General features: G+C 62.7%; 14 protein-coding genes and 1 riboswitch. Of the genes, 8 read left to right on the top strand and 6 right to left on the bottom strand.

Annotation, left to right across the window (positions count from 1 at the left end):
- The first annotated feature begins 186 nt into the window (after nt 1–186).
- Nucleotides 187–3,882, top strand: a complete 3,696-nt coding sequence (gene metH / locus M6G53_RS22060; protein ID WP_253334511.1) for a methionine synthase — start codon at nt 187–189, stop codon at nt 3,880–3,882.
- A 37-nt stretch (nt 3,883–3,919) separates the two neighbouring features.
- Here metH and M6G53_RS22055 read toward each other — a convergent pair whose 3' ends face one another.
- Complete coding sequence (locus tag M6G53_RS22055; protein WP_253334510.1) at nt 3,920–4,630, bottom strand: UTRA domain-containing protein; 711 nt, start codon at nt 4,628–4,630, stop codon at nt 3,920–3,922.
- Nucleotides 4,631–4,823: 193 nt separating this feature from the next.
- Between M6G53_RS22055 and M6G53_RS22050 the strand changes: the two genes are divergently transcribed.
- The 6 genes from M6G53_RS22050 to M6G53_RS22025 all read left to right on the top strand — a co-directional run bounded on the left by M6G53_RS22050 (nt 4,824) and on the right by M6G53_RS22025 (nt 11,228).
- The gene (locus M6G53_RS22050) at nt 4,824–5,885 is read left to right on the top strand and encodes an ABC transporter substrate-binding protein (RefSeq protein ID WP_004936660.1); all 1,062 of its coding nucleotides are present in this window, start codon (nt 4,824–4,826) and stop codon (nt 5,883–5,885) included.
- An 11-nt stretch (nt 5,886–5,896) separates the two neighbouring features.
- Complete coding sequence (locus tag M6G53_RS22045; RefSeq protein ID WP_253334509.1) at nt 5,897–6,706, top strand: alkaline phosphatase family protein; 810 nt, start codon at nt 5,897–5,899, stop codon at nt 6,704–6,706.
- Nucleotides 6,703–7,548 carry an ABC transporter permease gene (locus M6G53_RS22040; protein WP_253334508.1) on the top strand — a complete coding sequence of 282 codons (846 nt, stop codon included), beginning with the start codon at nt 6,703–6,705 and terminating at the stop codon, nt 7,546–7,548. The genes M6G53_RS22045 and M6G53_RS22040 overlap by 4 nt, the downstream gene beginning before the upstream one ends.
- Nucleotides 7,549–7,565: 17 nt before the next feature.
- Complete coding sequence (locus M6G53_RS22035) at nt 7,566–8,351, top strand: ABC transporter permease (RefSeq protein ID WP_253334507.1); 786 nt, start codon at nt 7,566–7,568, stop codon at nt 8,349–8,351.
- Nucleotides 8,352–8,355: 4 nt separating this feature from the next.
- Nucleotides 8,356–9,348 (top strand): ABC transporter ATP-binding protein, encoded by a 993-nt coding sequence (locus tag M6G53_RS22030; protein ID WP_253334506.1) that lies wholly within the window; start codon nt 8,356–8,358, stop codon nt 9,346–9,348.
- 230 nt (nt 9,349–9,578) lie between these two features.
- Complete coding sequence (locus tag M6G53_RS22025) at nt 9,579–11,228, top strand: Na/Pi cotransporter family protein (protein ID WP_253334505.1); 1,650 nt, start codon at nt 9,579–9,581, stop codon at nt 11,226–11,228.
- A 47-nt stretch (nt 11,229–11,275) separates the two neighbouring features.
- On the opposite strand, the gene M6G53_RS22020 is transcribed toward M6G53_RS22025, so the two are convergent.
- The 5 genes from M6G53_RS22020 to M6G53_RS22000 all read right to left on the bottom strand — a co-directional run bounded on the left by M6G53_RS22020 (nt 11,276) and on the right by M6G53_RS22000 (nt 22,805).
- Nucleotides 11,276–16,102 carry a hemagglutinin repeat-containing protein gene (locus M6G53_RS22020; RefSeq protein WP_253334502.1) on the bottom strand — a complete coding sequence of 1,609 codons (4,827 nt, stop codon included), beginning with the start codon at nt 16,100–16,102 and terminating at the stop codon, nt 11,276–11,278.
- Nucleotides 16,103–16,147: 45 nt separating this feature from the next.
- Nucleotides 16,148–17,827 (bottom strand): ShlB/FhaC/HecB family hemolysin secretion/activation protein, encoded by a 1,680-nt coding sequence (locus tag M6G53_RS22015; protein ID WP_253334500.1) that lies wholly within the window; start codon nt 17,825–17,827, stop codon nt 16,148–16,150.
- 385 nt (nt 17,828–18,212) lie between these two features.
- The gene (gene panS / locus M6G53_RS22010; RefSeq protein WP_253334498.1) at nt 18,213–19,130 is read right to left on the bottom strand and encodes a ketopantoate/pantoate/pantothenate transporter PanS; all 918 of its coding nucleotides are present in this window, start codon (nt 19,128–19,130) and stop codon (nt 18,213–18,215) included.
- 143 nt (nt 19,131–19,273) lie between these two features.
- Nucleotides 19,274–20,641, bottom strand: a complete 1,368-nt coding sequence (gene lysC / locus M6G53_RS22005; RefSeq protein WP_253334497.1) for a lysine-sensitive aspartokinase 3 — start codon at nt 20,639–20,641, stop codon at nt 19,274–19,276.
- A gap of 108 nt (nt 20,642–20,749) precedes the next feature.
- A riboswitch (Lysine riboswitch) is annotated at nt 20,750–20,944 on the bottom strand.
- 52 nt (nt 20,945–20,996) lie between these two features.
- Entirely contained in the window at nt 20,997–22,805 is a 1,809-nt protein-coding gene (locus M6G53_RS22000; protein WP_253334496.1) for a cation:proton antiporter, read from the bottom strand.
- A gap of 229 nt (nt 22,806–23,034) precedes the next feature.
- Here M6G53_RS22000 and pgi point away from each other — a divergent pair, with 229 nt between their 5' ends.
- A complete protein-coding gene (pgi, locus tag M6G53_RS21995; RefSeq protein WP_033639258.1) occupies nt 23,035–24,681 on the top strand; it encodes a glucose-6-phosphate isomerase in 1,647 nt (548 codons plus the stop codon).
- Nucleotides 24,682–24,843: the final 162 nt, after the last annotated feature.

Here is a 24,843-nt window from a genome sequence, read left to right as displayed (position 1 = left end):
CCTTTTTCCGTATGATGGAATTCATTTTCGTTTTTTGTCGATGAATTGCAAGCCGTCGCCAGCTCATCGGAGGTGTTGGCACACAACCTGAAAAACTCTCAATGGTCGCCTGGCCCTTTGTCCCTACAAGCTGTGCTAGGATGACTCGTTGGTTTTTGCGGCAGTTGAGCGATGGGCGGGATGGCAATGGAAGGGGTTACAGTGACGAATCGAGTAGAACAACTGCGCCGCCAGTTAGCGCAGCGCATCCTGGTGTTGGACGGCGGCATGGGCACCATGATCCAGAGCTATCGTCTGGACGAGCGCGATTTCCGCGGTGAGCGTTTCGCCGACTGGCGCAGCGATCTGAAAGGCAATAACGATCTGCTGGTGCTGACCAAGCCGGAAGTGATCGCCGCCATTCATTACGCCTATCTTGAGGCGGGCGCCGATATCCTTGAGACCAATACCTTCAACTCGACCTCTATCGCCATGGCCGACTACCACATGGAGTCGCTGTCCGCCGAGATTAACTATCAGGCCGCCTGTCTGGCGCGCACCTGCGCCGACGAATGGACGGCGCGCACGCCGGAAAAACCGCGCTATGTCGCCGGGGTGCTGGGGCCAACCAACCGCACCGCGTCAATCTCGCCAAACGTCAACGATCCGGCGTTTCGCAACATTTCGTTCGATGAGCTGGTGGCGGCTTACCGCGAATCGACCCGCGCGCTGGTGGAGGGCGGCGTCGATCTGATCATGATCGAAACCATCTTCGACACCCTGAATGCCAAGGCCGCCGCCTTCGCGGTGGAAACCGAATTCGAAGCGCTGGGGGTGGAACTGCCGATCATGATTTCCGGCACCATCACCGACGCCTCCGGCCGCACCCTGTCCGGCCAGACGACCGAAGCGTTTTACAATTCGCTGCGCCACGTCAAGCCGCTGACCTTCGGCCTGAACTGCGCCCTGGGGCCGGACGAACTGCGTCAGTACGTCGCCGAGCTGGCGCGCATCTCGGAGACCTACGTCACCGCGCACCCGAATGCCGGTTTGCCGAACGCCTTCGGCGAGTACGATCTGGATGCGGCCGAGATGGCGCGGCAGGTCGGGGAGTGGGCGCAGGCCGGCTTCCTCAATATCATCGGCGGCTGCTGCGGCACCACGCCGGAACATATCGCCGCGATGGCCAACGCGGTGGCGGGCGTGCCGCCGCGCCGGCTGCCGGAGAGCCCGGTCGCCTGCCGCCTGGCGGGCCTGGAGCCGCTGACCATCGACGCCAATACCCTGTTCGTCAACGTCGGCGAGCGCACCAACGTCACCGGTTCGGCGCGATTCAAGCGCCTGATCAAAGAAGAGAAATACAGCGAGGCGCTCGACGTGGCGCGCCAGCAGGTCGAGAGCGGCGCGCAGATCATCGACATCAATATGGATGAGGGGATGCTCGACGCCGAAGCGGCGATGGTGCGTTTCCTCAACCTGATCGCCGGCGAGCCGGACATCGCCCGGGTGCCGATCATGATCGACTCCTCCAAGTGGTCAGTAATCGAAAAAGGCCTGAAGTGCATTCAGGGCAAGGGCATCGTCAACTCGATCTCGATGAAGGAAGGCGAAGAGGCTTTCATTCATCACGCCAAACTGGTGCGCCGCTACGGCGCCGCGGTGGTGGTGATGGCGTTCGACGAAGTGGGGCAGGCGGACACCCGCGAGCGCAAGTTCGAGATCTGCCGCCGCGCCTATAACATTCTGACCGAGCGCGTCGGCTTCCCGCCGGAAGACATCATTTTCGACCCGAACATCTTCGCCGTCGCTACCGGCATCGAAGAGCACAACAACTACGCCGTCGACTTTATCGAAGCCTGCGCCGACATCAAAACCCACCTGCCGCACGCGATGATCTCCGGCGGCGTGTCTAACGTGTCGTTCTCGTTCCGTGGCAACGATCCGGTGCGTGAAGCGATCCACGCGGTGTTCCTGTTTCACGCCATTCGCAACGGCATGGACATGGGCATCGTCAACGCCGGGCAGCTGGCGATTTATGACGATTTAAGCGCCGAGCTGCGCGACGCGGTGGAGGACGTGATCCTCAACCGTCGCGAGGACGGCACCGAACGCCTGCTGGAGCTGGCCGAAAAATACCGCGGCAGCAAAGATAATGACGTGGCGGTGCAGCAGGCCGAATGGCGCGGCTGGCCGGTGGAGAAACGGCTGGAATATTCGCTGGTGAAGGGCATCACCGAGTTTATCGAGCTGGACACCGAAGAAGCGCGGCAGCAGGCCGAACGCCCGATCGAAGTGATCGAAGGGCCGCTGATGGCGGGGATGAACGTGGTCGGCGATCTGTTCGGCGAGGGCAAGATGTTCCTGCCGCAGGTGGTGAAATCCGCCCGCGTGATGAAGCAGGCGGTGGCCTACCTGGAGCCGTACATCGAGGCCAGCAAGCAGCAGGGTACCTCTGCGGGGAAAATCCTGTTGGCGACGGTGAAGGGCGACGTACATGACATCGGCAAGAACATCGTCGGCGTGGTGCTGCAGTGCAACAACTATGAAATCGTCGATCTGGGCGTGATGGTGCCGACGGAGAAAATCCTGCGCACCGCGCGCGAGGAGAACGTGGACATCATCGGCCTGTCGGGGCTGATCACGCCGTCGCTCGACGAGATGGTCAACGTGGCCAAAGAGATGGAGCGCCAGGGCTTTACGTTGCCGCTGCTGATCGGCGGCGCCACCACCTCCAAGGCGCACACCGCGGTGAAAATCGAACAAAACTACAGCGGCCCGACCACCTACGTGCAAAACGCCTCGCGCACCGTGGGCGTAGTGTCGGCGCTGCTGTCCGCCACCCAGCGCGACGAGTTTGTGGCGCGCACCCGCAAAGAGTATGAAACGGTGCGCATTCAGCATGCGCGCAAAAAGCCGCGCACGCCGCCGGTCGATTTGCAGAAGGCACGCGCCAACGCCATGGCGCTGGACTGGGCCGATTATCAGCCGCCGGCGCCGCGGCAGCTCGGCGTGTTCCCGGTGGCGGCCGGCATCGAGACGCTGCGCCACTACATCGACTGGACGCCGTTCTTCATGACCTGGTCGCTGGCGGGCAAATACCCGCGCATCCTGGAAGACGAGGTGGTGGGGGAAGAGGCCAAGCGCCTGTTCCACGACGCCAATCAGATGCTGGATCGGCTGGCGGCCGAGCGCAGCCTCAACCCGCGCGGCGTTTATGGCCTGTTCCCGGCCAACCGCGTCGGCGACGATGTGGAAGTATACCGCGACGAACGGCGTGACGAGGTGCTGGCGGTGAGCCGCCATCTGCGTCAGCAGACGGAAAAAACCGACTTCCCGAACTACTGCCTGGCGGACTTTGTGGCGTCGAAAAGCAGCGGCAAGGCCGACTACTTCGGCGCCTTCGCGGTGACCGGCGGGCTGGAGGAGGACGCGTTGGCGGCGGCGTACGACGCGCAGCACGACGATTACAACAAAATCATGGTCAAAGCGCTGGCGGATCGCTTGGCGGAGGCCTTCGCCGAATACCTGCATGAGCAGGTGCGCAAGCTGCACTGGGGCTATGCCGCCGACGAGAGCCTGAGCAACGAAGAGCTGATCCGCGAAAACTATCAGGGCATCCGGCCGGCGCCGGGTTACCCGGCCTGCCCGGAGCACACCGAAAAAGCGACCATCTGGCAGCTGCTGGACGTCAACCGCCACACCGGCATGGAGCTGACGGAGTCCTTCGCCATGTGGCCGGGGGCGGCGGTGTCCGGCTGGTACTTCAGCCATCCTGAAAGCAAGTACTTCGCGGTGGCGCAGATCCAGCGCGATCAGGTGGAAGACTACGCAGTGCGTAAAGGGATGAGCGTGAGCGAGGTCGAGCGCTGGCTGGCGCCTAACCTCGGCTACGACGCCGACTGATTTCCTCTTTAAGGGCGCAGCGATGCGCCCTTGTCATTTACTGCGCTTCCACGTCGATGTGCAGCGCATCGTAACGCCAATACTCCAGGTCGCAATCGATCACCCGGTCGTGCTGATCGCGGTTCACCCGCGTAATGAACAGCGCCGGGCTGCCGTAGGTCACCTTCAGCATGGCGGCGGCCGGCTGCGGCAGCAGGGTGGGCAGCATGTCGAAACGCACCCGCCCGTAGTGGATGCCGTAGCGCGCGGCGTACAGCGCGGTCAGCGACTGGGTCAGGTCTTCGTCCAGAATGCCGGGGAAGTAGGCCGGGTTGAGGTAGTGCTCGCAGTATAGCACCGCGCGCCCGTCGATATAGCGCAGCCGGCGAATGCGATAGGCCTCGGCGCCGGGGGGCAGCGCCAGGCGGGCGGCCAGCGGCGCGTCGAGCGTGACTGGCGCGCTGTCGATCGCCTCGGTATGGGCGGCACGCCCCTGCTGCTGCGCCATGGCGTGAAAATGGCTGCGCTGCAGCGGGTTGTAGATAAGACGCGGGGGCGAGATGAACCAGCCGCGCCGCACCTGGCGGTAGATGACGCCCTGCGCCTCCAGCTGGCCGAGCGCCTCCTGCAAGGTAATGCGGGTGGTGGCGAATTGTTCGCTCAGGGCGCGTTCGGAGGGCAGTTTGCCGCCCACGGCAAACTCGCCTGCGGTGATGCGGGCGTTCAGCGTTTGGCAGATGGTGGCGACGGTGGTCGGTGCTTCACTCATACAGCGGGTGTCCCGTTTCAGTGCGTTTGGCCTCCCTTAAGGTAGACCAGCGTCGCGTTTTCGCCGTTGCAATGGGTGATAAAACTGTCGCTTTTTTAAGCTGACATATAATTATCACATTCGTCCGCTAGATTGGTTTGGTCCTTGCTGGACTAGTCCAGCCATCCCCACACTACCACCTGGAGCATCAGTTATGAAACGTTTGTGCGCTTCTGTGTTAACCAGTGCCATCGTGTTATCCAGCCAGATGAGCTGGGCCGCGGATACCGATCTGGCGGCGCTGGAGCAGGCCGCGAAAAAAGAAGGCGAAGTCAACAGCGTCGGCATGCCGGACAGCTGGGCCAACTGGAAAGGCACCTGGCAAGATCTGTTGAGCAAATACGGCCTGAAGCATGTCGATACCGACATGAGCTCCGCACAGGAGATCGCCAAATTCGATGCGGAAAAGAACAACGCCACGGCGGACATCGGTGACGTCGGCGCGGCCTTCGGCCCGGTGGCGGTGCAGAAGGGCGTAACGCAGCCGTACAAACCCTCCACCTGGGATCAGGTGCCGGACTGGGCGAAAGACAAAGACGGCCACTGGGCGCTGGCTTACACCGGCACCATCGCCTTCATCATCAACAAGCAGCAGGTGAAAGACATCCCGCACAGCTGGGCCGATCTGCTGAAGGGCAGCTATCAGGTCACCATCGGCGACGTCGGCACCGCGTCGCAGGCGGCCAGCGGCGTGCTGGCGGCCACCTATGCCATGGGCGGCAACGAGAAAAACCTCAAGCCGGGCCTGGAATTCTTCGGCAAGCTGGCCAAGGCCGGCCGCCTGAGCCTGAGCAACCCGGTGATCGCATCGCTGGAGAAAGGGGAAGTGCAGGTCGGCGTGGTATGGGACTTCAACGGCCTGAACTACCGCGACCAGATCGACAAAACCCGCTTTGAAGTGCTGATCCCATCGGACGGCTCGATCACCTCCGGCTATACCACCATCATCAACAAATACGCCAAGCACCCGAACGCCGCCAAGCTGGCGCGCGAATACATCTTCTCCGACGCCGGCCAGATCAACCTGGCGCGCGGCTATGCCCGCCCGATCCGCGCCGAGCACCTGACGCTGCCGGACGACGTCAAGGCCAAGCTGCTGCCGGCCGAGCAGTACAAGAACGCGCACCCGATCGCCGATCCGGCGGCCTGGGAACAGAGTGCCAAAGCGCTGCCGCGCCTGTGGCAGGAAAACGTCATTATGTTTATGCAGCAGTGAGTTAACGCACCATGAAAACGATCCTCGTACTGCTGGACGGCCTCAACTACCGGGTGGCGCACGACGCCATGGGCTATCTGCAGGCCGAATGCGCGGCGGGACGCGGACGGTTGTACCTGCTGGAGAGCGAGCTGCCCTCGCTCTCCCGGCCGCTGTATGAATGCATCCTCACCGGCGTGACGCCGGTGGAGAGCGGCGTGGTGCACAACCACGTCTCGCGCCTTTCTCATCAACAAAGCGTGTTTCATTACGCGCGCGCCGCCGGGCTGACCACCGCCGCCGCCGCGTATCATTGGTTCAGCGAATTGTATAACCGCACGCCGTTCGATGCCGCGCGCGACCGCCATACCGACGCGCCTGAGCTGCCGATCCAGCACGGGCATTTCTATTACGACGACGGCTATCCCGACAGCCATCTGTTCGACGACGCCGAAAGCCTGCGTCTGCGTCATCAGCCGGACTTTCTGCTGATCCACCCGATGAACATCGACGACGCCGGGCACCGCTTCGGCCTCTCTTCGCCGCAGTACCGTAACGCGGCGCGCCGCGCCGACGGTTCGCTGTCACGCTATCTGCCCGAGTGGCTGGCCGCCGGTTACCAGGTGCTGGTCACCGCCGACCACGGCATGAACGACGATCGCAGCCACGGCGGCGTGTTGCCGGAAGAGCGCCAGGTGCCGCTGTTCGTGTTCGGCGCGGGCTTCAGCCTGGACGATGCCGACCCGCAGCAAATCGAGCTGTGCGGCACGATTTGCGAACTGCTGCAGGCACCGCACGACAAGCCGCGCTGCCGGGCGCTGCTGGCGCAGGATGCGCGATGAACGGTAAAACCAAATGGTTAGCCGCGCTGTGCCTGGTGCCGTTTATCGTGCTGTTCGGCGCGTTTCAGATCGCCCCGCTGGTATGGATCGCCGTTCACAGCTTTTTCAGCGAGACTGGCGGCTGGGGATGGGGCAACTATGTCGATATCCTCACCTCGCCGTTCTACCTGCAGGCGTTTCAGTTCTCGCTGGAGATCTCGCTGTGGTCGAGCGTCTACGGCTTGCTGATTGCATTAGTGGGCAGTTACTCACTGCGCCAGCTTGGCCAGACCCGATTTCATGACTTCGTGATGTCGTTCACCAACATGACCAGCAACTTCGCCGGGGTGCCGCTGGCGTTCGCCTTCGTCATCCTGCTGGGGCTGAACGGTTGTCTGACGCTACTGCTGCGCAAATACGGTCTGATGGAGAGCTTCAACCTCTATTCGAAGAGCGGCCTGATCGTGCTGTATACCTACTTCCAGATCCCGCTGGGGGTGCTGTTGCTGTATCCGGCGTTCGACGCGCTGCGCGCCGATTGGCGCGAATCGGCGGCGCTGCTCGGCGCCGGCCCCTGGCGCTACTGGCGGCATATCGGCCTGCCGGTGCTGGCGCCGGCGCTGATGGGCACCTTCGTCATCCTGCTGGCCAACGCCCTGGGCGCCTACGCCACGGTGTACGCGCTGACCACCGGCAACTTCAACGTGATCCCGATCCGCATCTCGGCGCTGGTAGCGGGGGACATCTCCCTCGATCCGAACCTGGCCAGCGCGCTGGCGATGCTGCTGGTGGTGATGATGGCGTTTATCACGGTGATCCACCAATGGATGCTGCGCAGGAGCTACCTTAATGCGCGCTCATAATCGGCTGGAGAATGCTCATGTCGCGTGTTGAACGCCTGTACCACCGCACGGTGACCGGCCTACTGCTGCTGATCCTGCTGTTGCCGCTGGCGGCGACGCTGATTTATGCGCTGGCCACCCAGTGGGGCGCCACCATTTTGCCGGACGGTTTTACCCTGAAGTGGCTGACGGCGCTGTGGAGCGATCCGCGCTTTTTGCAGGCGCTGTGGCACTCGCTGCTGATCTGCTTCGGCACGCTGTTGCTGTCGGTGGTGGTGATCCTGCCGGCGATGTTTGTGATCGCGTACTACTTTCCCAAGCTGGACGCGGTGATGAACGTGCTGATTCTGCTGCCGTTCGCCGTGCCGCCGGTGGTGTCGGCGGTGGGGCTGATGCAGCTGTTCGCCGCCGATCCGCTGCCGCTGCTCGGCACTCCGTGGATTTTGGTGGGCTGCTATTTCACCATCGCGCTGCCGTTTATCTACCGCGCCATCAGCAACAACATGCAGGCGATCAACCTGCGCGATCTGATGGACGCCGCGCACCTGCTCGGCGCCAGCACCTGGCAGGCGGCGCTGCTGGTGGTGCTGCCGAACCTGCGCAAGGGCGGAACGATCGCCGTGCTGCTGTCGTTCTCGTTCCTGATCGGCGAATTCGTGTTCGCCAACCTGCTGGTGGGCAGCCGCTATGAAACGCTGCAGGTCTACCTGTTCAATATGCGCAACGGCAGCGGGCATTTTACCAGCGCGCTGGTCATCTCCTATTTCGCCGTGGTGCTGCTCGTCACCTGGCTGGCGAACCTGCTGAATAAAAACAAGGGTTAACCCGATGGCTTATCTCAACGTCACCCGCCTGAACAAACACTATGGCCAGACCCAGGTGTTTCAGGATATCGATTTTACCGCCGAAGAGGGGGAGTTCGTCACCCTGCTGGGGCCGAGCGGCTGCGGCAAATCGACGCTGCTGCGCTGCCTGGCCGGCCTGACCCCGGTCGACAGCGGGCAAATTCTGTTACAGGGCCAGGATCTGGTGCCGCTGGTGCCGCAAAAGCGCGGCATCGGCATGGTGTTCCAAAGCTATGCGCTGTTTCCCAATATGACGGTGGAAGGCAACGTGGCCTTCGGCCTGAAAATGCAGAAGCTGGCGGCCGGGCAGATCGGCCAGCGGGTGCAGGAAGTGCTGGCGCTGGTGGAGCTGAGCGATCTGGCGAAGCGCTATCCGCATCAGCTGTCGGGCGGCCAGTGTCAGCGCGTGGCGCTGGCGCGATCGCTGGTCACTCGCCCGCGGCTGCTGTTGCTCGACGAACCGCTGTCGGCACTGGATGCGCGCATCCGCAAACACCTGCGCGAACAGATCCGGCGCATTCAGCGTGAGCTGAACCTGACGGCGATCTTCGTCACCCACGATCAGGAAGAGGCGCTGACCCTGTCGGATCGCATCGTGCTGATGAACAAGGGGCAGATCGTGCAGAGCGGCGATGCGGAAACCCTGTATACCCAGCCGGCGGACGCCTTCGCCGCCGGGTTTATCGGCAACTACAACCTGCTGAGCGCCGAACAGGCCGCCCAGTTGACCGGACGCAGCTATGCCGGCAAGGTGGCGATCCGGCCCGAATCGATCGGCCTGTTGCCGGTCGGGCAGGGGATCGGCGGGGTGATCCTGGGCCACAGTCTGCTCGGGAATGTGGTACGCTATCGGATTCAGGTTCGCGGTGTAGAATTGCTGGTTGACGTGCTCAACCGTTCGGTGGCCGACCTGCGGCCCGACGGCGCGGAAATTGGGCTACACTTGGAACCTGTTGTATTGCGGGAAGTTGCATGACTTTGCAGCGCGGCGCCGGGCCCTTTCCGCCGCCGCATTAATCCTTCTCTTCTGCGGTCTGCCGCCCGCCCGCTGTCCTGCCAGACCTACGCCCGGCAGGCGGGACCGCGCGCTGTACCCGTCATCTTTTAGCCTGCCGGCTGCGGCGAACAGAACCGTCCCGTCCGCGCCGCCTGACAGGCATCGGGTATCAGCCTCCTTTGGCCGGGCGTTAATGGAGCGTATCTTCCGTGTTGACCCTTCTTCACCTGCTTTCCTCCGTGGCGCTGTTGGTGTGGGGTACCCACATCGTGCGCACCGGGATCATGCGGGTTTACGGCGCCAATCTGCGGCGCGTGTTGAGCGACAGCGTTGAGAAAAAGCCGCTGGCGTTCGTTTCCGGCATCGGCGTGACCGCGCTGGTGCAAAGCAGCAACGCCACGGCGCTGCTGGTGACCTCTTTCGTCGCGCAGGGGCTGGTGGGGCTGGCGCCTGCGCTGGTGATCATGCTCGGCGCCGACGTCGGCACCGCGCTGATGGCGCGGGTGCTGACCTTCGATCTTTCCTGGCTGTCGCCGCTGCTGATCCTGATCGGCGTCTTCCTGTTCCTCAGCCGCAAACAGATGCGGATCGGCCAGATCGGGCGCGTCCTGATCGGACTTGGGCTGATCGTGCTGGCGCTGGAGTTGATCGTGGCCGCCGCCACGCCGATCACCCAGGCGGCCGGGGTCAAAGTGCTGTTCTCGTCGCTGACCGGCGACGTGATGCTGGACGCCTTGACCGGCGCGCTGTTCGCCATTGTCAGTTATTCCAGCCTGGCGGCGGTGCTGCTGACCGCCACCCTGACCGCGTCCGGCGTGATTTCGCTGAAGGTGGCGCTTTGCCTGGTGATCGGCGCCAACCTCGGTAGCGGCCTGTTGGCGATGATCAACGCCAGCGGCCAGAACGCCGCCGGGCGGCGCGTGGCGCTCGGCAGCCTGTTGTTCAAACTGGTGGGTTGCGTGCTGGTGCTGCCGTTCGTCGCCTATCTGGCGGACGTGATGGCGCAATTTCCCGGCGGTAACGAAGAACTGGTGATCTACTTCCACGTGTTCTACAACCTGATCCGTTGCCTGGTGATGATCCCGCTGGCCGGGCCGATGGCGACGCTGTGCGAGCGGCTGATCGTCGACGTGGCGGCCGACGATCCGCGCATGCGTCCGCGCCATCTGGACGCCAGCGCGCTGGATACGCCGACGCTGGCGCTGGCCAACGCGGCGCGCGAAACGCTGCGCATGGGCGACGTGGTGGAACACATGATGATCCTGCAGCGCGAAGTGCTGCACGGCAAACAAGGGGTGGATAAAGAGGTGCGGCGCCTGGACGACGACGTCGACGTGCTGTACACCGCCATCAAGCTGTATCTGGCGCAGATCCAGAAGGAGGATCTGGGTGAGGAAGATTCGCGCCGCTGGGCGGAGATCATCGAAATGGCGCTCAACCTGGAACAGGCGGGCGACATCATCGAACGCATGGCCGGCGATGTGGGCGCCAAGTCGCACGCCGCGCGCCGGGCCTTCTCGACGGAAGGGCTGGCGGAGCTGGACGGGCTGCACGAGCGGTTGATCGGCAACCTGCGCCTGGGGCTGTCGGTGTTCCTGTCCGGCGACGTTACCAGCGCCAAGCGTCTGCGCCGTTCCAAGCACCGCTTCCGCATTCTGGATCGCCGCTACGCGCACGCGCACGTCGATCGCCTGCACCAGCAAAACGTGCAGAGCATCGAGACCAGCTCGCTGCATTTGGGGTTGTTGGGGGACATGAAGCGCCTGAACTCGCTGTTTTGCGCCGTGGCTTACAACGTGTTGGATCAGGATGCGAGGGACGACGATCGCGACTGGGAAGACACCCCAAGCACGCTGTAAAAAAATGCCCCCGGTTTTCACCGGGGGCATTGCCTAGGAGAGGCGCGTTATTTGCCGCTGAACACGCCGGCTTTGGCATCCGCCTGTTTCGTTGAGGCATGGCCGCTGACGAACGGCACGTTGCCATCAACGCCCTGTTTCGCCGCACCGGCGGCCAGGCCGCCTACCGTGGCCGCCGCATCGACGCGGCCACCGCCCTGATAGCGTTGGCCGCTGACGTCCTGTTGGCTGACCTTGCTGCCGCCCAGTTCCACCTTGCCCTGCTGGCTGCGGATCTCGCCGCCGGTCAGTTGGGTTTGGCCGCCGACCTGCAGCGTCACGCCGTGCTTACCGGTAATCGCCGATTGCTCGCCGACCGCGTTGTTGTTCACCACCTCGGCATTGACCTTGAGCTGCCCCTGGCGGCCCGCCGGCCCGGTGACGCTGTCTTTCACCGCGCCGCCGAGGGTGCGTGCACCGCGATCCCACAGCGGGCCCTGCGGTTTTTCACCGGCCGGCGTTGCCGGCAGCGTCACTTTACCGTCGGCTTTGCTGAAGCTGACCGCGCCGGTGGTGTCCTGCTGCGGATCGAGGCGACGCGCCACGCTGTTGTACTTGTCGGTGGTGGCGTCGGTCACTTTGTTCACCCCGGCGTCCAGTTTCTCTTTCACTTTCCCAGCGTAGCGCGGCGTGCCCACCTTCGACAGCTTGGAGGTGATGCTGCTGCCCGGATCGTTGCTGTGGCTCAGCCCGGCATCCACATCGACCTTCACGCCTTTCTCGACGTCTTTGCGGCTTTCAACGCGCAGATCGCCGCCCACCTTGCCCTGTACGCTGTCGGCATCGACGCGTGCCCCGGCGAGGCGGGTGTCCTTGCCGCTGTTGAGCGCCACGCTGCCCGCGGTGATGCCGGTGTTGGCGTGGGTGGTTTTATCCTGCTGTTCCACGCCGACCTTCAGACCGGCGCCCAGCGTATGGGTATCTTTGCCGCTGTTCGGATCGACCTTGCCGCCGGCGTCCTTGTTGAAGGTTTGGCCGCCTTTGGCGTTGGCTTTAATGCCCAGGTTCCAGTTGTCCTTGTGCTGCTCGTTCTTGGCGGACTCCAGCAGGATGCCGCCGTTTTTCGCCTCGAGCGCGGCGCTGGTGCCGCTGACCCTGGCGCCCTGCAGATGCAGAGCGTCATCGCCTTTGCCGCCGGCGGACAGGGTGACCTTGCCGTCTGAGGCGAGCGTGACGCCCTGGCGCTCGGTCGTGGACTCATTCACCTTGGCGATGTCGAAGGCGCCGCCGGCGGAGAGGCTGCCGCCGGTTTTTTCCTTGCTGTCGCTGCTGCCGGCGCCCAGATCGAGATTGCCGGACAGCTGGCTTTCCTTGCGCGTTTGGGTCGATTCTGCCGCCTGCAGCGCGACCTTGTTGCCTGCGCTCAGGGTGACGTCGCCCTGGCTCTTGACGTCGGTGCCTTGAAGCGTCAGATCGCGGCCTGCGTTCAGCTCCACGCCCTGTTGGCCGCTGACGTTGCCGACCTGGGCGGTGCTGCCGCTGCTTTCACCGTTGCGGGTGCCGCCGCCGAAGCCGGCGCCGAAGTTTTTGCTGTCGGCGGTGAAGCCGCCCTTCGCCGAGGCCTTGACGTTGAAACCGCTGTGGTTTTCGCTCTGCTTATCGCTGGCCTGATCGAAGCGAATATCGCCGCCGGCGTTGACGGTGGTTTTACCGCTGCCGCCGTTCAGCGCGGTGCCCTGATAAACCGCGTCTTGTTTCACGTTGACGTTGATGCCGTTGGCCGCGTCGATCGAGCCGGTCACCGCCTGGCTCGCGCTGCTGTTGCTGCGCTGGGTGCCGCCTTCGCCCTTGGCGTCCACGGTCAGATCGCTGCCGGTGGTGGTGTAGATGCGTACGCCGGCGCTGCCGCGGGTGTCACGGTTCTGTTCTTCCTGGCGGTTCGTCGCGGCTTCGCTGCGGTGGCTGTCCGCCGTCAGCGTGACCGCGCCTTTGCTCGCCTGATATTGCGTGCCCTGATCGCGCACTTCGCCTTTGGCGTTGATGTCGATGCTGCCGGCTTTCACTGAGCTGACCACCGCCTGCGAGCTGCTGCTGCGTTTTTCGCTGCTGCCGCCCTGTGCGCCGATATCCAGGCCGACGTTAGGCGCGCCGATGCTGCCGATGTCGTTGATGACGCCGGTGGCGTCCAGCTTGGCCGCCTTGCCGACCGCGCGCTCGACCGGGCGGGTCACGGCGCTGTAATCGACGTTGGCGCCGATGTTCACGCCGACGTCGGTTTTGGTGGTGGTGCTGCTGGCGGTGTCGGCGGCGGCCAGGTGATCGACGCCGGCAGCGTTCTCTTGGTAGGCGCCGCCGACGCGGTGCTGCGCGCCTTGCTGGGTCAGCTTGTCGCGGGCGTTGATAGTCAGGTTGCCTTTGACGTCGCTGCCGGAGGTGACCGCCTTGCTGCTCTGCGCCTGTGTTTTGCTGTTCTCGTAGCCGGCTTCCACGCCGCTGCCGAGCTTGTCGATGCCGCCGGTATAGTAGAAACCGCCGCCGATCTTGGTCTGCTCGGTGTTCGAAGTGGTTTTATCGTCGGCTGCCAGGAACGAGACCTTGTTGCCGCTGACGCTGGCGTCGCCTTGGTCGGCGACCAGTTTGGAGCCGCTGAAGGTCACGTCCTTCTCCGCCTCGAGCTTCACGCTGCCGCCGCTGAGGGTCGAGGCGCGGTTTTCGGTGCGGGTGGTTTTTTCGCTGTCGCGGGTGTGTTCGATGCGCAAACCGGCACGGTATTGCTTGTCGCCGGCCTCTTTGGCATAGCCGTTGACGGTAAGCGCGGTCTTCTGCTCATCGATTTTTTGCTGTTGCTCTGCGGCCTTGACGTTGATGTTGCCGGTCTGCGACGTGACGCTCAGCTCGCCGCCGCTGGTGACCTGGCTGCCGATCACGTCGGTATCCTTGCGGCTGACCAGCTTCAGGTTGGTATCGGACTTCAGCTCGCTGGCGGTGCTGCTCTGATAGCTATTGTCGGCCTTGTGCGAACTGCTGGTAATGTTGAAGGCGGTACCGGTGCGCGCGTCGATTTTGTCCACGGTGGTACTCAGCGCGTTGTCGATGCGCAGGCCGCCCTGCGTGGCGGTGACCAGGCCGCCTTCCTTGCCGCGAGCCTTGCTGCCGGTGAGGGTGACGCCCTGCTCGCCGTTCAGACGCAGGGTGCCGTCGCTGGTCAGTTCGGAAGCGTGGCTGACCTCGCGGCGATTGCTGTTGTTCTTGTTGTCGCCGCCGCCGATGCCGCCCCAGGAGGTTTTGTCATCGCGCACCGCTTTGGCGTTGGCGGTTTTCTGCACCCCGATCTGGATCTGGTTGCCGGCATTGACCGTCAGATCGCGACGGGCGTGCAGTTTGGCGCCCTGGGTGGTGACGTTGTTGCCGGCCTCCAGCGTCAGCGCGCCCTGGCTGCGCAGTTCGCTGGCCTTCAGGCTTTCGCTTTCGTCGCTGCTGCTCCAGCTGCCGGTGCGCAGGCTGGACGTGTGGTTGCGCTGATAGCCGCGCTCGGTGGACTTATCCTTCTCCACCAGCCCGGCGAGCTGCACGTCGCGCGCCGCTTTGACGCTCAGCGCCCGGTCGGCGCTGATGTTGGCGCCCAGCAGTTTCACATCTTCCCGGGTGCTGACGAGTTTGGCGCTGCCGCTGGCGGCGACGGTGCTGCCTGCCTGCTGCTGCTGCTCGTGCTCGCGGGTGACGTCGTATTGCCAGGAGTAGAACCAGCGGTCGTCGGTGTGGCCCTGCGTCTGTTTCAGCTGTTGGCCGTCGAGCGTCAGCTTGCCGCCCTGCAGCGTAATGTCTTCGCCGCGAATATCGGTGGCGGTGAGGTGCGCGTGGTTATCCGCCACCAGGCTGATGTTCTTGCCTTTCAGCTCGGTGCGGGTCAGCTTCTGGCTGCTGCTGCGGTCGTTGACGTAGATGCCGCCGCGGTAGTTCTGGTAGTTGTCGCCGCCGTTGCGGTTGCTGCTGGCGTCTTCAACGCGGCTTTCGCTGCGAATATCATAGGCTTTCACCTTGAGCTCATCGCCGGCGGCCAGCGTACCGGCCAGCTTCACGCCGCTGCCCTGCGCGGTGTTGATGATGTTGATGCGCCCGGCCTGCATGCTGCCGAGGTAGTAGCTGTCCAGCGCGGTGGTCGGCTGTACGCTGGCCAGCACCTTGCCGTCGCGCGCCACGCGGTTATGGCCGCTGATGGCGTTGATCGCCGCCGGCGTCACGCTGCCGTTGCGGTGGGTGAAGTCTTGCACGATTACATCACCGCGGCTGTCTATCTTCGGCGCGATCAGGTCCAGCACGCCGCCGGCGTTCAGGGTGCCGCTGAGGCTCAGGGTATTGCGGTTGTCCAGGGTGCTGTAGCCCTGCAGCAGGCCGTTCTCCACCAGCGGGTTACCGACCACCAGCGAGGAGCGGCTGGTGTTGATGAACCCGCAGCCCTGGCAGCTGATGCCGTTCGGGTTGGCCAGCACGTAGTCGGCCGCCATGCCGAAGATCTCTTGCTGGCCGTGCAGCAGAGAAGGGTTACGGCCGATCACTTCGTTGAGGATCACGCTGGCTTCGCGTCCGCCCAGATTGGGGTTGGCGCCCAGCTGGCCGGCCAGCTGCGACAGCCCTGCCTCGCGGGAGTTGTTCAGCACCGCGCCGGGCTGGTTGACGTTGAAGTCTTGATACTGGTTGTGCGACAGCCCGTTGCCGTTCGGCGCGACGATGTCGACCACCTGCGCGCCGGTGGCGGCGGTGGAAACGCCGGGGCCGTTGGCGCCGTTGGCCGCCACGATCTCGGCGGCGTAGGCGCCGGCGGAAGCGGCGAGAATAATCGCCAGCGCGGCGGCCAGTTTGCCCGCTGCTGAAAGCCTGAAGTTATTATTTTTCATCCATGTCTCTCCGTATATTGCCGTGGGATCCTGCAAAACTGCTGATTAAAAGGTGTAAGAAAAGCGCGCCAGTACCTGAACGGGATCTTCCGGCGTGGCGTGATTCGACAAGATCCAGCCGCGGCTGACCTCGAGATCGACCAGCGCCTGCCGATAGCGCAACGTGGCGCCGCTGCTCAGGCCGGCGCTGCTGCGCCAGCCCGAGTTGTCCTGGCGCGGCAAGATGCGGCCGACGTCGGCGCCGAGGCGCGGCGTCAGCGTGGTGGCACCCAGATTAAAGCTGCGCGACAGCGTGTTCTGTAGATACCAGCCGTTGTCGCCGGACTGGGTGCTGCGGCTGAAGCCGCGCACGGCGCTGCGATCGGTGAGGCTCAGCCACTCCACGCCGGGCAGCGGGTCGCGGCTGTACTGGCCGTAGAACAGGTTGTTGAGCTGATAGGCCGCGCCGCCCAGATTGAGGCGCTGGCTCAGGTTGGCGAACAGCTTGCCCTTGGTGAACTGGCTGTCGAGGTGCACCGAACTTGGGTGGCGGCCGGCACCCAGCCACGGCAGGCCTTGTTCGACGCTGAGGTTGGCGCTGAATACCCCGTTAGGCAAAATTTGCAGGTGGCTGGCGCTCAACTCGGCCAGGGCCAGCGTCGGGCTGCTGACCTCGAGGCGTACGTTTTCGAAGTAGTTGTCGATACGCTTGTAGGTCAACTGGCCGCTCAGGCTGGCTATCTGATCGTGGTCGCGGTAAAACACGTAGTCGCTGCGCAGCCCGTACTGTTGGGTCTGGCCGTGCAGTTTGACCACGTTGTGCGGCAGCTGCTGGTGGTTTTCATAGGACGAGAAGCTGGCGAATCCGCTGAAGGTGAACGCGCCGTACGGCAGCGAATAGAGCAGGGTATAGGCGCGATTATAGCGGTGAGCCGGGTTTTCCAGCGTGCTGCTGGCGTTCAGGCTAACGAAGTCCGACAGGCCGAACGGGCTGTCCAGCGTGGCGGTGGCGCGCGCCAGCCACCGACCGGTGCTTTTCTGGCCATAGTTGTCCGTGCCGGCGGTTATCAGCCAGGGCTTGGCATGCTGATTGCGCAAACGAATGACCGAACCGCCAACCTGGCGACCGGGTAATATATCCAGCTTGGTGGTATTTGATTGCAAACGATTGGCCTGATCCAATCCCTGATCGAGCTCGGTTAATTTCAACGGCCTGCCTTCCAGCCCCGGAAATAATAAACGGCTGTTGACCCAGCGATCGCCGCCCTCTATTTTCTCGATAAATCCTTCCGTCACGCTTAACCCCAATTCCCCCTGTGAATTAGGGCGAACAATTTGCACGCGTGCGGTGATATAGCCTTTTTGCACATAAAGGCGCGTTAATTCGCGGGTCAGGCGATTGATATCGTTGCTGCTGATACACTGTTCCGGCAGCGCGCTCAGGGCGGATAAATCGGCCGGCGAGAGCAGGGTAACGCCCTGCAGATAAACGCCGGCGATCGGCAGGCACTGTGCGGACTGCGGCAGGGCGGGCGCGGCCGGTTCCGGCTCCGCCAGCAGGCGTTGCTGTTTCAGTTGCTGGTAGCGGCGTTGCTCGATCAACTGGTTGACTTCACGCGAGCTGTCTTGCAGCGCGCGGCGCGACTCCCCCATCGACATATCCCGCATCATGTGGGCGTCCGGCAGGGTTTCGGCGGAAAGGGCCGTGCTGACCAACAGCGTCAAGGCGGTCATTTTTTTTATCATTGTAATCCATTATGAGAGGCTACCGAGGCAGCCTGCCCAATCCATGAGGTTAACCACGGGCGGCCGACGGCCGGCCCGAAATAATGAGCGACATGCACATTGCGAGATATCTTGATCTGCCGCAGCAAATAAGACGGTGGGTATAGATCTAAATAATAATTAGGCTGCTTCTTTTATGGCGGGCAACCCTGGCGACTTAATTAATTAAAAAAAGTAGAACCGCTCTTCCTCTTGCCTACATTATCGGCATGGATAGGAAGAATCTGAATTTTTATTTTTCACGGATGATAGGGGATGAGGGGAATTATGACAATCCGACCAGTGGGAAATACGAAATTTCGCAGAGAAGAACGGGGACGCAAATGTTTGCGTCCCCGTTGGCCGTTTATTTTTGCTTGATCGGCCGGCCGGACCAATACCCCGCCAGCAGCGAACCGGAGAGGTTGTGCCAGACCGAGAACAGCGCGCCCGGCAGGGCGGCCAGCGGCGAGAAGTAGATTTTCCCCAGCGTGGCCGCCAGCCCGGAGTTCTGCATGCCGACTTCGATCGCCAGCGTGCGGCAGGTGGATTCGTCGAAACCGAACAGCTTGCCGCCCCAGTAGCCGCTCAGCAGACCGATGCCGTTGTGCAGGATCACCGCGACGATCACCACCAAACCGACCGAGGCGATGTGGCTTTGACTGCCCGCCACCACCGCGCTGATGATCGCCAGGATACACACCATCGACAGCGCCGGCAGCAGCGGCTCGATGCGCTTCACCGTTTTGGTCAGGGTATGGTGGACGAGAAGGCCGAGGCCGATCGGGATCACCACGATCTGCAGAATGCTCAGCAGCATGCCCATGATATCGACGCTGATCCTGGCGTCGACGTACAGGCGGGTCAGCAGCGGCGTGGCCAACACCCCGACCAGCGTCGAGACCGCCGAGATGGTCACCGACAGTGCCACGTCACCCTTGGCCAGGTAGATCATCACGTTGGACGCGGTGCCGCTGGCCACGCTGCCCACCAGCACCATGCCGGCGGACAGATCCGGCGGCATGCGGAACAGCATTGCCAGGATCCAGGCCGCCAGCGGCATGATCAGATAGTGCAGGAAGATGCCGGCCGCCACCGGGCCGGGGCGTGCCAGCACGCGTTTGAAATCGTCCAGCCGCAGCGTGACGCCCATGGCGAACATGATCAGCATCAGCAGCGGGCTGACGTAGGGGCCGATGCCGGTAAAGGGGGTTGGGGTGTAAAAGGCGGCGACGGACAGCAGTATCGCCCACAGGGGGAATAAGCGCGTGAATAATGCCAGCATGCAGGTTTTCCTTAGCCAGATGAAGAACGGTGGGTGTGGTTGTGTTTTTTGCGGGTTCAACAGGTTGAACCCCTGCCGGTTTTGAACGGATTTTTTAGACGCAGGGGCGCAGCATGCTGCGCCCGCAATCAGGAAATAATAACTTATTCGAACAGGTTGTGGTGCAGGGTGCGTACCACCTGCTCGGCTTCTTCGCCCGGCACCAGGAAGCACAGGTTATAGCTGCTGGCGCCGTAGCAGATCATGCGAATATTGAACGGATCGAGCACGCCGAACACTTCTTTGCCCACGCCGCAGGCCCGCGACAGCTGGTTGCCGATGATGGCCACCAGCGCCAGGTTCTCTTCCACCTCCACCCGACACAGCGACGACAGCTCGGTCAGTAGCGAAGTGGTCAGCAGGCTGCCGCCAACGGAGGTGGCGCCGGTGGTGTCCATGGTCAGCGCAATGCTGACTTCCGAGGTGGTGATCAGATCGACGGAGATATTGTGGCGCGCCAGAATGTTGAACACCTCGGCCAGGAAGCCGCGCGCGTGCAGCATGTTCAGGCTGTGCAGCGTCAGCAGCGTTTGCTTGCGGCGCAGCGCCAGCGCACGGAACAGCGGCGGGTTTTCGGTGGTGTTGCACACCAGCGTGCCGCCGGCCGCCGGATCCTTGCTGGAGCCGACGAATACCGGAATGTCGCTGCGCACCGCCGGCAACAGGGTGGCCGGATGCAGCACTTTGGCACCGAAGGTGGCCATTTCCGCCGCCTCTTCGAAACCGATTTTGTCGATGCGCTTGGCCGCCGGCACCACGCGCGGATCGGTGGTGTAGATGCCCGGCACGTCGGTCCAGATATCCACCCGGCCAACGCCGAGCGCCTCGCCGAGCAGCGCGGCGGTATAGTCGCTGCCGCCGCGGCCGAGCGTGGTGGTGCGGCCTTTCGGCTCGCTGCCGATAAAGCCCTGGGTGACCACCAGCGCCTCCTGCAGGCGCGGCTGCAACTGCGCCTGCGCCAGTTCGCTGAGCGCGGCGCAGTCCGGCACGGCGCGGCCGAAGTGATCGTCGGTGCGCATCACTTTACGCACGTCGAACCATTCGGCCTGCACGTTGCGGGCGCGCAGGATTTCAACGAACAGCAGGGTGGACATCAGCTCCCCATGGCTAACCAGCTCGTCGGTCAACGCCGTCGAGGTGGCCAGCGACGCGGCTTCCGACAGCATGGCGATGTTTTCCAGCAGCCGGTCGATCTCTTCGCGGATCACCGCCGGGGCAGCGAGACGATCGAGAATGGCGTACTGGATGCGGCGAATTTCATCTAGCTGGTGATTGCGTTTGTCGGCCTCACAACCCTCTGCCAGGGCGACCAGCAGGTTGGTGACGCCCGCCGAAGCGGACAATACCACCAGGCGCACCTGCGGATTGGCCAGCACGACGTCGGCGCTGCGGTTCATGGCTTCAAAGTCGGCGACGCTGGTGCCGCCGAACTTGGCTACCACGGTGGAATGCTGGGGTGCTGCTTGGTTCATCTAGAAACCTCGTGTCAGGGATGCCCGTCTGGGGGCACTGTAATTCCATAGCCTTGGCACAAGGGGAGAGCGGTAAACAGGGGGCAGGCGTAGAGGTCAGGCTACGATACACCCAGAAGCGCCCCACCTTGTCGATCGCCCTGCGGGCGATCCCCTGGTGACAACCCAGGGGATTCAGCCCCTGTAGTCGATACGATAATGGCCGGCCATTACCCTACCTCGGCGTCGCTCCCCCTCGGGTGCCGTCAACGGAGAAACGGCTCCTCTGACACTCTACCTGGGCGACGCGCCTCTTCTGGCTTGCGCACCGGGTGCGCAAGTAGGCTGTTAGGAATAGCCGGTTATCGCCATTCTGTCAACGTACAGACAGTGAGGGATTTTCATCTTGTACCAGCGCGATAAGCGTACAGGGCATCGCGGGCGTGGAACCGGCGCCAATCGGTTGCAGAGAACCGTCTTCCTTTTGGCTGAATAACGGGATAACACCCTGATGTTTCTCCAAATACTCCAGCCAGCCGAAATTTTCGTTCAATTTGGTCGCTTTGATGGTGGCCCCTTTGGCGAGCAGGCTGCTCAGGCGGCCGTAGGTGGCTTCCTGATTAAATAAAATCTCATGCCGGCGGAAACGCGAACTTTCCGCGCTGGCGCCGCGCCCTTTCAGCGGCGCCCCCGAACGAATGGCAAACACGTGATCCTCGCCGAAGAGATGGCCGAAGTGGTAGACCGCCAGCGCGTTCTGGTGGCGATTGGGCGACAGCGCCAATACCTGGGCGATATTGCTCAGATCGAGGTAGTTCTCGGCGTGTTCGGAGTAGGCGTGGCCATAGTAGGCCGGGATGCCGTCCATGCGCGCCTGACGGTAGTATTCCCAGCTGCTGTCGGTGACGATCACCGGCACGTTCAGCTTGAGCAGCGCCTGCGCCAGCATGCGTGCCACGCTGTTGGCGCCGACGATCAGCACGCCGCGCGGCTTTTGCTGCTGTACCCGCAGCCAGCGCGCCATCATGCCGCTGGTCAGGCTTTGCAGCACCACGGTGCCGATGATGATGGCGAACACCACGGTGACCAGCCGGTCGGCGCCCTGATAGCCGCTGCGTTGCAGCGTCAGCGCGAACAGCGAGCTGACCGCCGCGGCGACGATGCCGCGCGGGGCGATCCAGCACAGCAGCAGCCGATCTCGCCAGTGCAGGGAAGAGCGCCAGGTCGACACCGCGATGCACAGCGGCCGGGCGATGAACTGCACCGCCAGCAGCAGCAGGAGCAGCGGCCAGCCCATGTTCCACAGCGCCCGGATATCGAGCCGCGCGGCCAGAATGATGAACAGCGCCGAAATCAGGATCGCCGACAGCTCCTCTTTGAATGCCAGGATATCGCTGGTATCGACATCGCGCATGTTGGCCAGCCAGATGCCCATCACCGTGACGGTCAGCAGGCCGGATTCGTCGGCGATGGCGTTGGAAACGCCGAAGGCGGTCAGCATGATCGCCAGCACCGCCAGGTTTTGCAGATAGCGCGGCAGCCAGACGCGGCGCAGCGCCAGGCCGAGCAGATAGCCGAACAGCGCGCCGGCGATCAGGCCGACGGCGGCGGTCACGCCCAGCGTCCAAAACAGGTGGGTATAGGACTCGGCATTCTGCTTGAGCACGATGAATTCGAACACCAGCAGGGTGAAGATGGCGCCGACCGGATCGATGACGATCCCTTCCCAGCGCAGTACCTGGTTAATGTTGGCGTTCGGCCGCACCACGCGCATCAGCGGGGCGATCACCGTCGGGCCGGTCACTACCGTCACCGCGCCGATCAGCGCCGCCAACTCCGGCGGGAAATCCAGCAGCCACCAGCTGGCGAGGCTGATGACCAGAAAGGTGATCAGCATGCCGACGGTGACCAGATTGCGCACCACGCCGCCGAGGCCGCGTATCTCCTCGAAACGCAGCGTCAGCGCCCCCTCGAACAGGATGATCGCCACCGACAGCGACACCAGCGGAAACAGCAGATCGCCGAACAGCAGATCCGGCTGTACCAGATGCACCGTCGGGCCGAGCACGATGCCGAACAGCAACAGCGGCAAAATGGCCGGCAGGCGCAGCAACCAGGCCAGCCACTGCGCCAGCAGCGACGCCAGGCCGATCAGCACCAACATGAGCGGGGCGGATAATTCCATAAGCGAGATCCCTTTCAAATGACGAAATGAGCGACGATGACACAGCCTGATGACAAGTTGGCAACCCCGATAACAGGCCGTTAGCCCAAAGTATAGAGCGAAAGCTGAAACGAGGCGGCAATGCGTTGACAGTTAGCGCCTATCGCAAGAAAAGAGATCATAATCACAGTCGAACAGGCTACAATCGGACAAACGCGTCATTTTTATTCTCAAGCCTAAGAGTGTTGCTATGAAAAATATCAATCCTAGTCAAACCGCTGCTTGGCAAGCCCTGCAGCAACATTATGCACAGATGAAAGACGTACGGATCGCCGACCTGTTCGCCCAGGACAGCGATCGTTTCTCCCGGTTCTCCGCGACCTTCAACGACCAAATGTTGGTGGACTATTCCAAGAACCGTATCACGCAGGAAACCCTGGAGAAGCTGCAGGCGCTGGCGAAAGAAACCGATCTGCAAGGCGCCATCAAATCGATGTTCGCCGGTGAGAAAATCAACCGCACCGAAGATCGCGCGGTGCTGCACATTGCCCTGCGCAACCGCAGCAACAGCCCGATCCTGGTCGACGGCAAAGACGTGATGCCGGAAGTGAACGCGGTATTGGCCAAGATCAAACAGTTCTGCGCGCGCGTCATCGGCGGCGAGTGGAAAGGCTACACCGGTAAGCCGATCACCGATGTGGTGAACATCGGCATCGGCGGTTCGGATCTCGGCCCTTACATGGTGACCGAAGCGCTGCGCCCATATAAAAATCACCTGAACATGCACTTCGTCTCCAACGTCGACGGCACCCATATCGCCGAAACGCTGCAGCCGCTGAACCCGGAAACCACGCTGTTCCTGGTGGCCTCCAAAACCTTCACCACCCAGGAAACCATGACCAACGCCCACAGCGCGCGCGACTGGTTCCTGAGCAGCGCCGCCGATCAACAGCACGTGGCCAAGCACTTCGCCGCGCTGTCCACCAACGGCAAGGCGGTGGCCGAGTTCGGCATCGATACCGACAACATGTTCGAGTTCTGGGATTGGGTAGGGGGCCGCTATTCCCTGTGGTCGGCGATCGGCCTGTCGATCGCGCTGTCCATCGGCTATGACAACTTCGAGCAGCTGCTGAGCGGCGCGCATGCCATGGACAAGCACTTCGCCGAAACGCCGGCGGAGAAAAACCTGCCGGTGCTGCTGGCGCTGATCGGTATCTGGTACAACAACTTCTTCGGCGCCGAAACCGAAGCCATTCTGCCGTACGATCAGTACATGCACCGTTTTGCCGCTTACTTCCAGCAGGGCAACATGGAATCCAACGGCAAGTACGTCGATCGCAACGGCAACCCGGTTGACTACCAGACCGGCCCCATCATCTGGGGTGAGCCGGGAACCAACGGCCAGCATGCGTTCTACCAGCTGATCCACCAGGGCACCAAGCTGGTGCCGTGCGATTTCATCGCGCCGGCCATCAGCCATAACCCGCTGGGCGATCATCACGCCAAACTGCTGTCCAACTTCTTCGCGCAGACCGAAGCGCTGGCGTTCGGCAAGTCGCTGGAAGTGGTGGAAGCCGAGTTCGCGGCGCAGGGCAAAACCCCTGAGCAGGTCAAGCATGTGGCGCCGTTCAAAGTATTTGAAGGCAACCGTCCGACCAACTCGATTCTGCTGCGCGAAATTACCCCGTTCAGCCTGGGCAGCCTGATCGCGCTGTACGAGCACAAGATCTTCACCCAGGGCGCGATCCTGAACATCTTCACCTTCGATCAGTGGGGCGTGGAGCTGGGCAAACAGCTGGCTAACCGCATCCTGCCAGAGCTGGCAGGCAGCGAGAAAATCAGCAGCCACGACAGCTCGACCAATGCGCTGATCAACCGCTTCAAGGAATGGCGTTAAACGCCTGGGCTGAAGCCAATAAAAAACCCGCCGCGGCGTAATGCTGGTCACTTAAGGGTGACCAGCAACTTTTTTATCTGGATATTTCCTGCTTCTGGCCCGGAGTTCTCTAGGATAACTTCGCTCTCTGCGCCCTGGTAGTACCAGCCATTTCGCCTGTTC

It is taken from the genome of Serratia nevei, assembly GCF_024160145.1.
Lineage (GTDB): Bacteria > Pseudomonadota > Gammaproteobacteria > Enterobacterales > Enterobacteriaceae > Serratia > Serratia nevei_A.
The sequence above is the reverse complement of the archived record's forward strand: the minus strand, read 5'-3'. Positions and strand labels throughout refer to the sequence as shown.

What these genes read in the sequence shown, in the direction of transcription:
- M6G53_RS22040 (WP_253334508.1), top strand. Translation starts at nt 6,703, where the DNA reads ATGAACGGTAAAACCAAATGGTTAGCCGCGCTGTGCCTGGTGCCGTTT.
- M6G53_RS22020 (WP_253334502.1), bottom strand. Translation starts at nt 16,102, where the DNA reads ATGAAAAATAATAACTTCAGGCTTTCAGCAGCGGGCAAACTGGCCGCC.
- M6G53_RS22000 (WP_253334496.1), bottom strand. Translation starts at nt 22,805, where the DNA reads ATGGAATTATCCGCCCCGCTCATGTTGGTGCTGATCGGCCTGGCGTCG.
- lysC (WP_253334497.1), bottom strand. Translation starts at nt 20,641, where the DNA reads ATGAACCAAGCAGCACCCCAGCATTCCACCGTGGTAGCCAAGTTCGGC.
- M6G53_RS22015 (WP_253334500.1), bottom strand. Translation starts at nt 17,827, where the DNA reads ATGATAAAAAAAATGACCGCCTTGACGCTGTTGGTCAGCACGGCCCTT.
- panS (WP_253334498.1), bottom strand. Translation starts at nt 19,130, where the DNA reads ATGCTGGCATTATTCACGCGCTTATTCCCCCTGTGGGCGATACTGCTG.
- M6G53_RS22050 (WP_004936660.1), top strand. Translation starts at nt 4,824, where the DNA reads ATGAAACGTTTGTGCGCTTCTGTGTTAACCAGTGCCATCGTGTTATCC.
- pgi (WP_033639258.1), top strand. Translation starts at nt 23,035, where the DNA reads ATGAAAAATATCAATCCTAGTCAAACCGCTGCTTGGCAAGCCCTGCAG.
- metH (WP_253334511.1), top strand. Translation starts at nt 187, where the DNA reads ATGGAAGGGGTTACAGTGACGAATCGAGTAGAACAACTGCGCCGCCAG.
- M6G53_RS22035 (WP_253334507.1), top strand. Translation starts at nt 7,566, where the DNA reads ATGTCGCGTGTTGAACGCCTGTACCACCGCACGGTGACCGGCCTACTG.
- M6G53_RS22055 (WP_253334510.1), bottom strand. Translation starts at nt 4,630, where the DNA reads ATGAGTGAAGCACCGACCACCGTCGCCACCATCTGCCAAACGCTGAAC.
- M6G53_RS22045 (WP_253334509.1), top strand. Translation starts at nt 5,897, where the DNA reads ATGAAAACGATCCTCGTACTGCTGGACGGCCTCAACTACCGGGTGGCG.
- M6G53_RS22030 (WP_253334506.1), top strand. Translation starts at nt 8,356, where the DNA reads ATGGCTTATCTCAACGTCACCCGCCTGAACAAACACTATGGCCAGACC.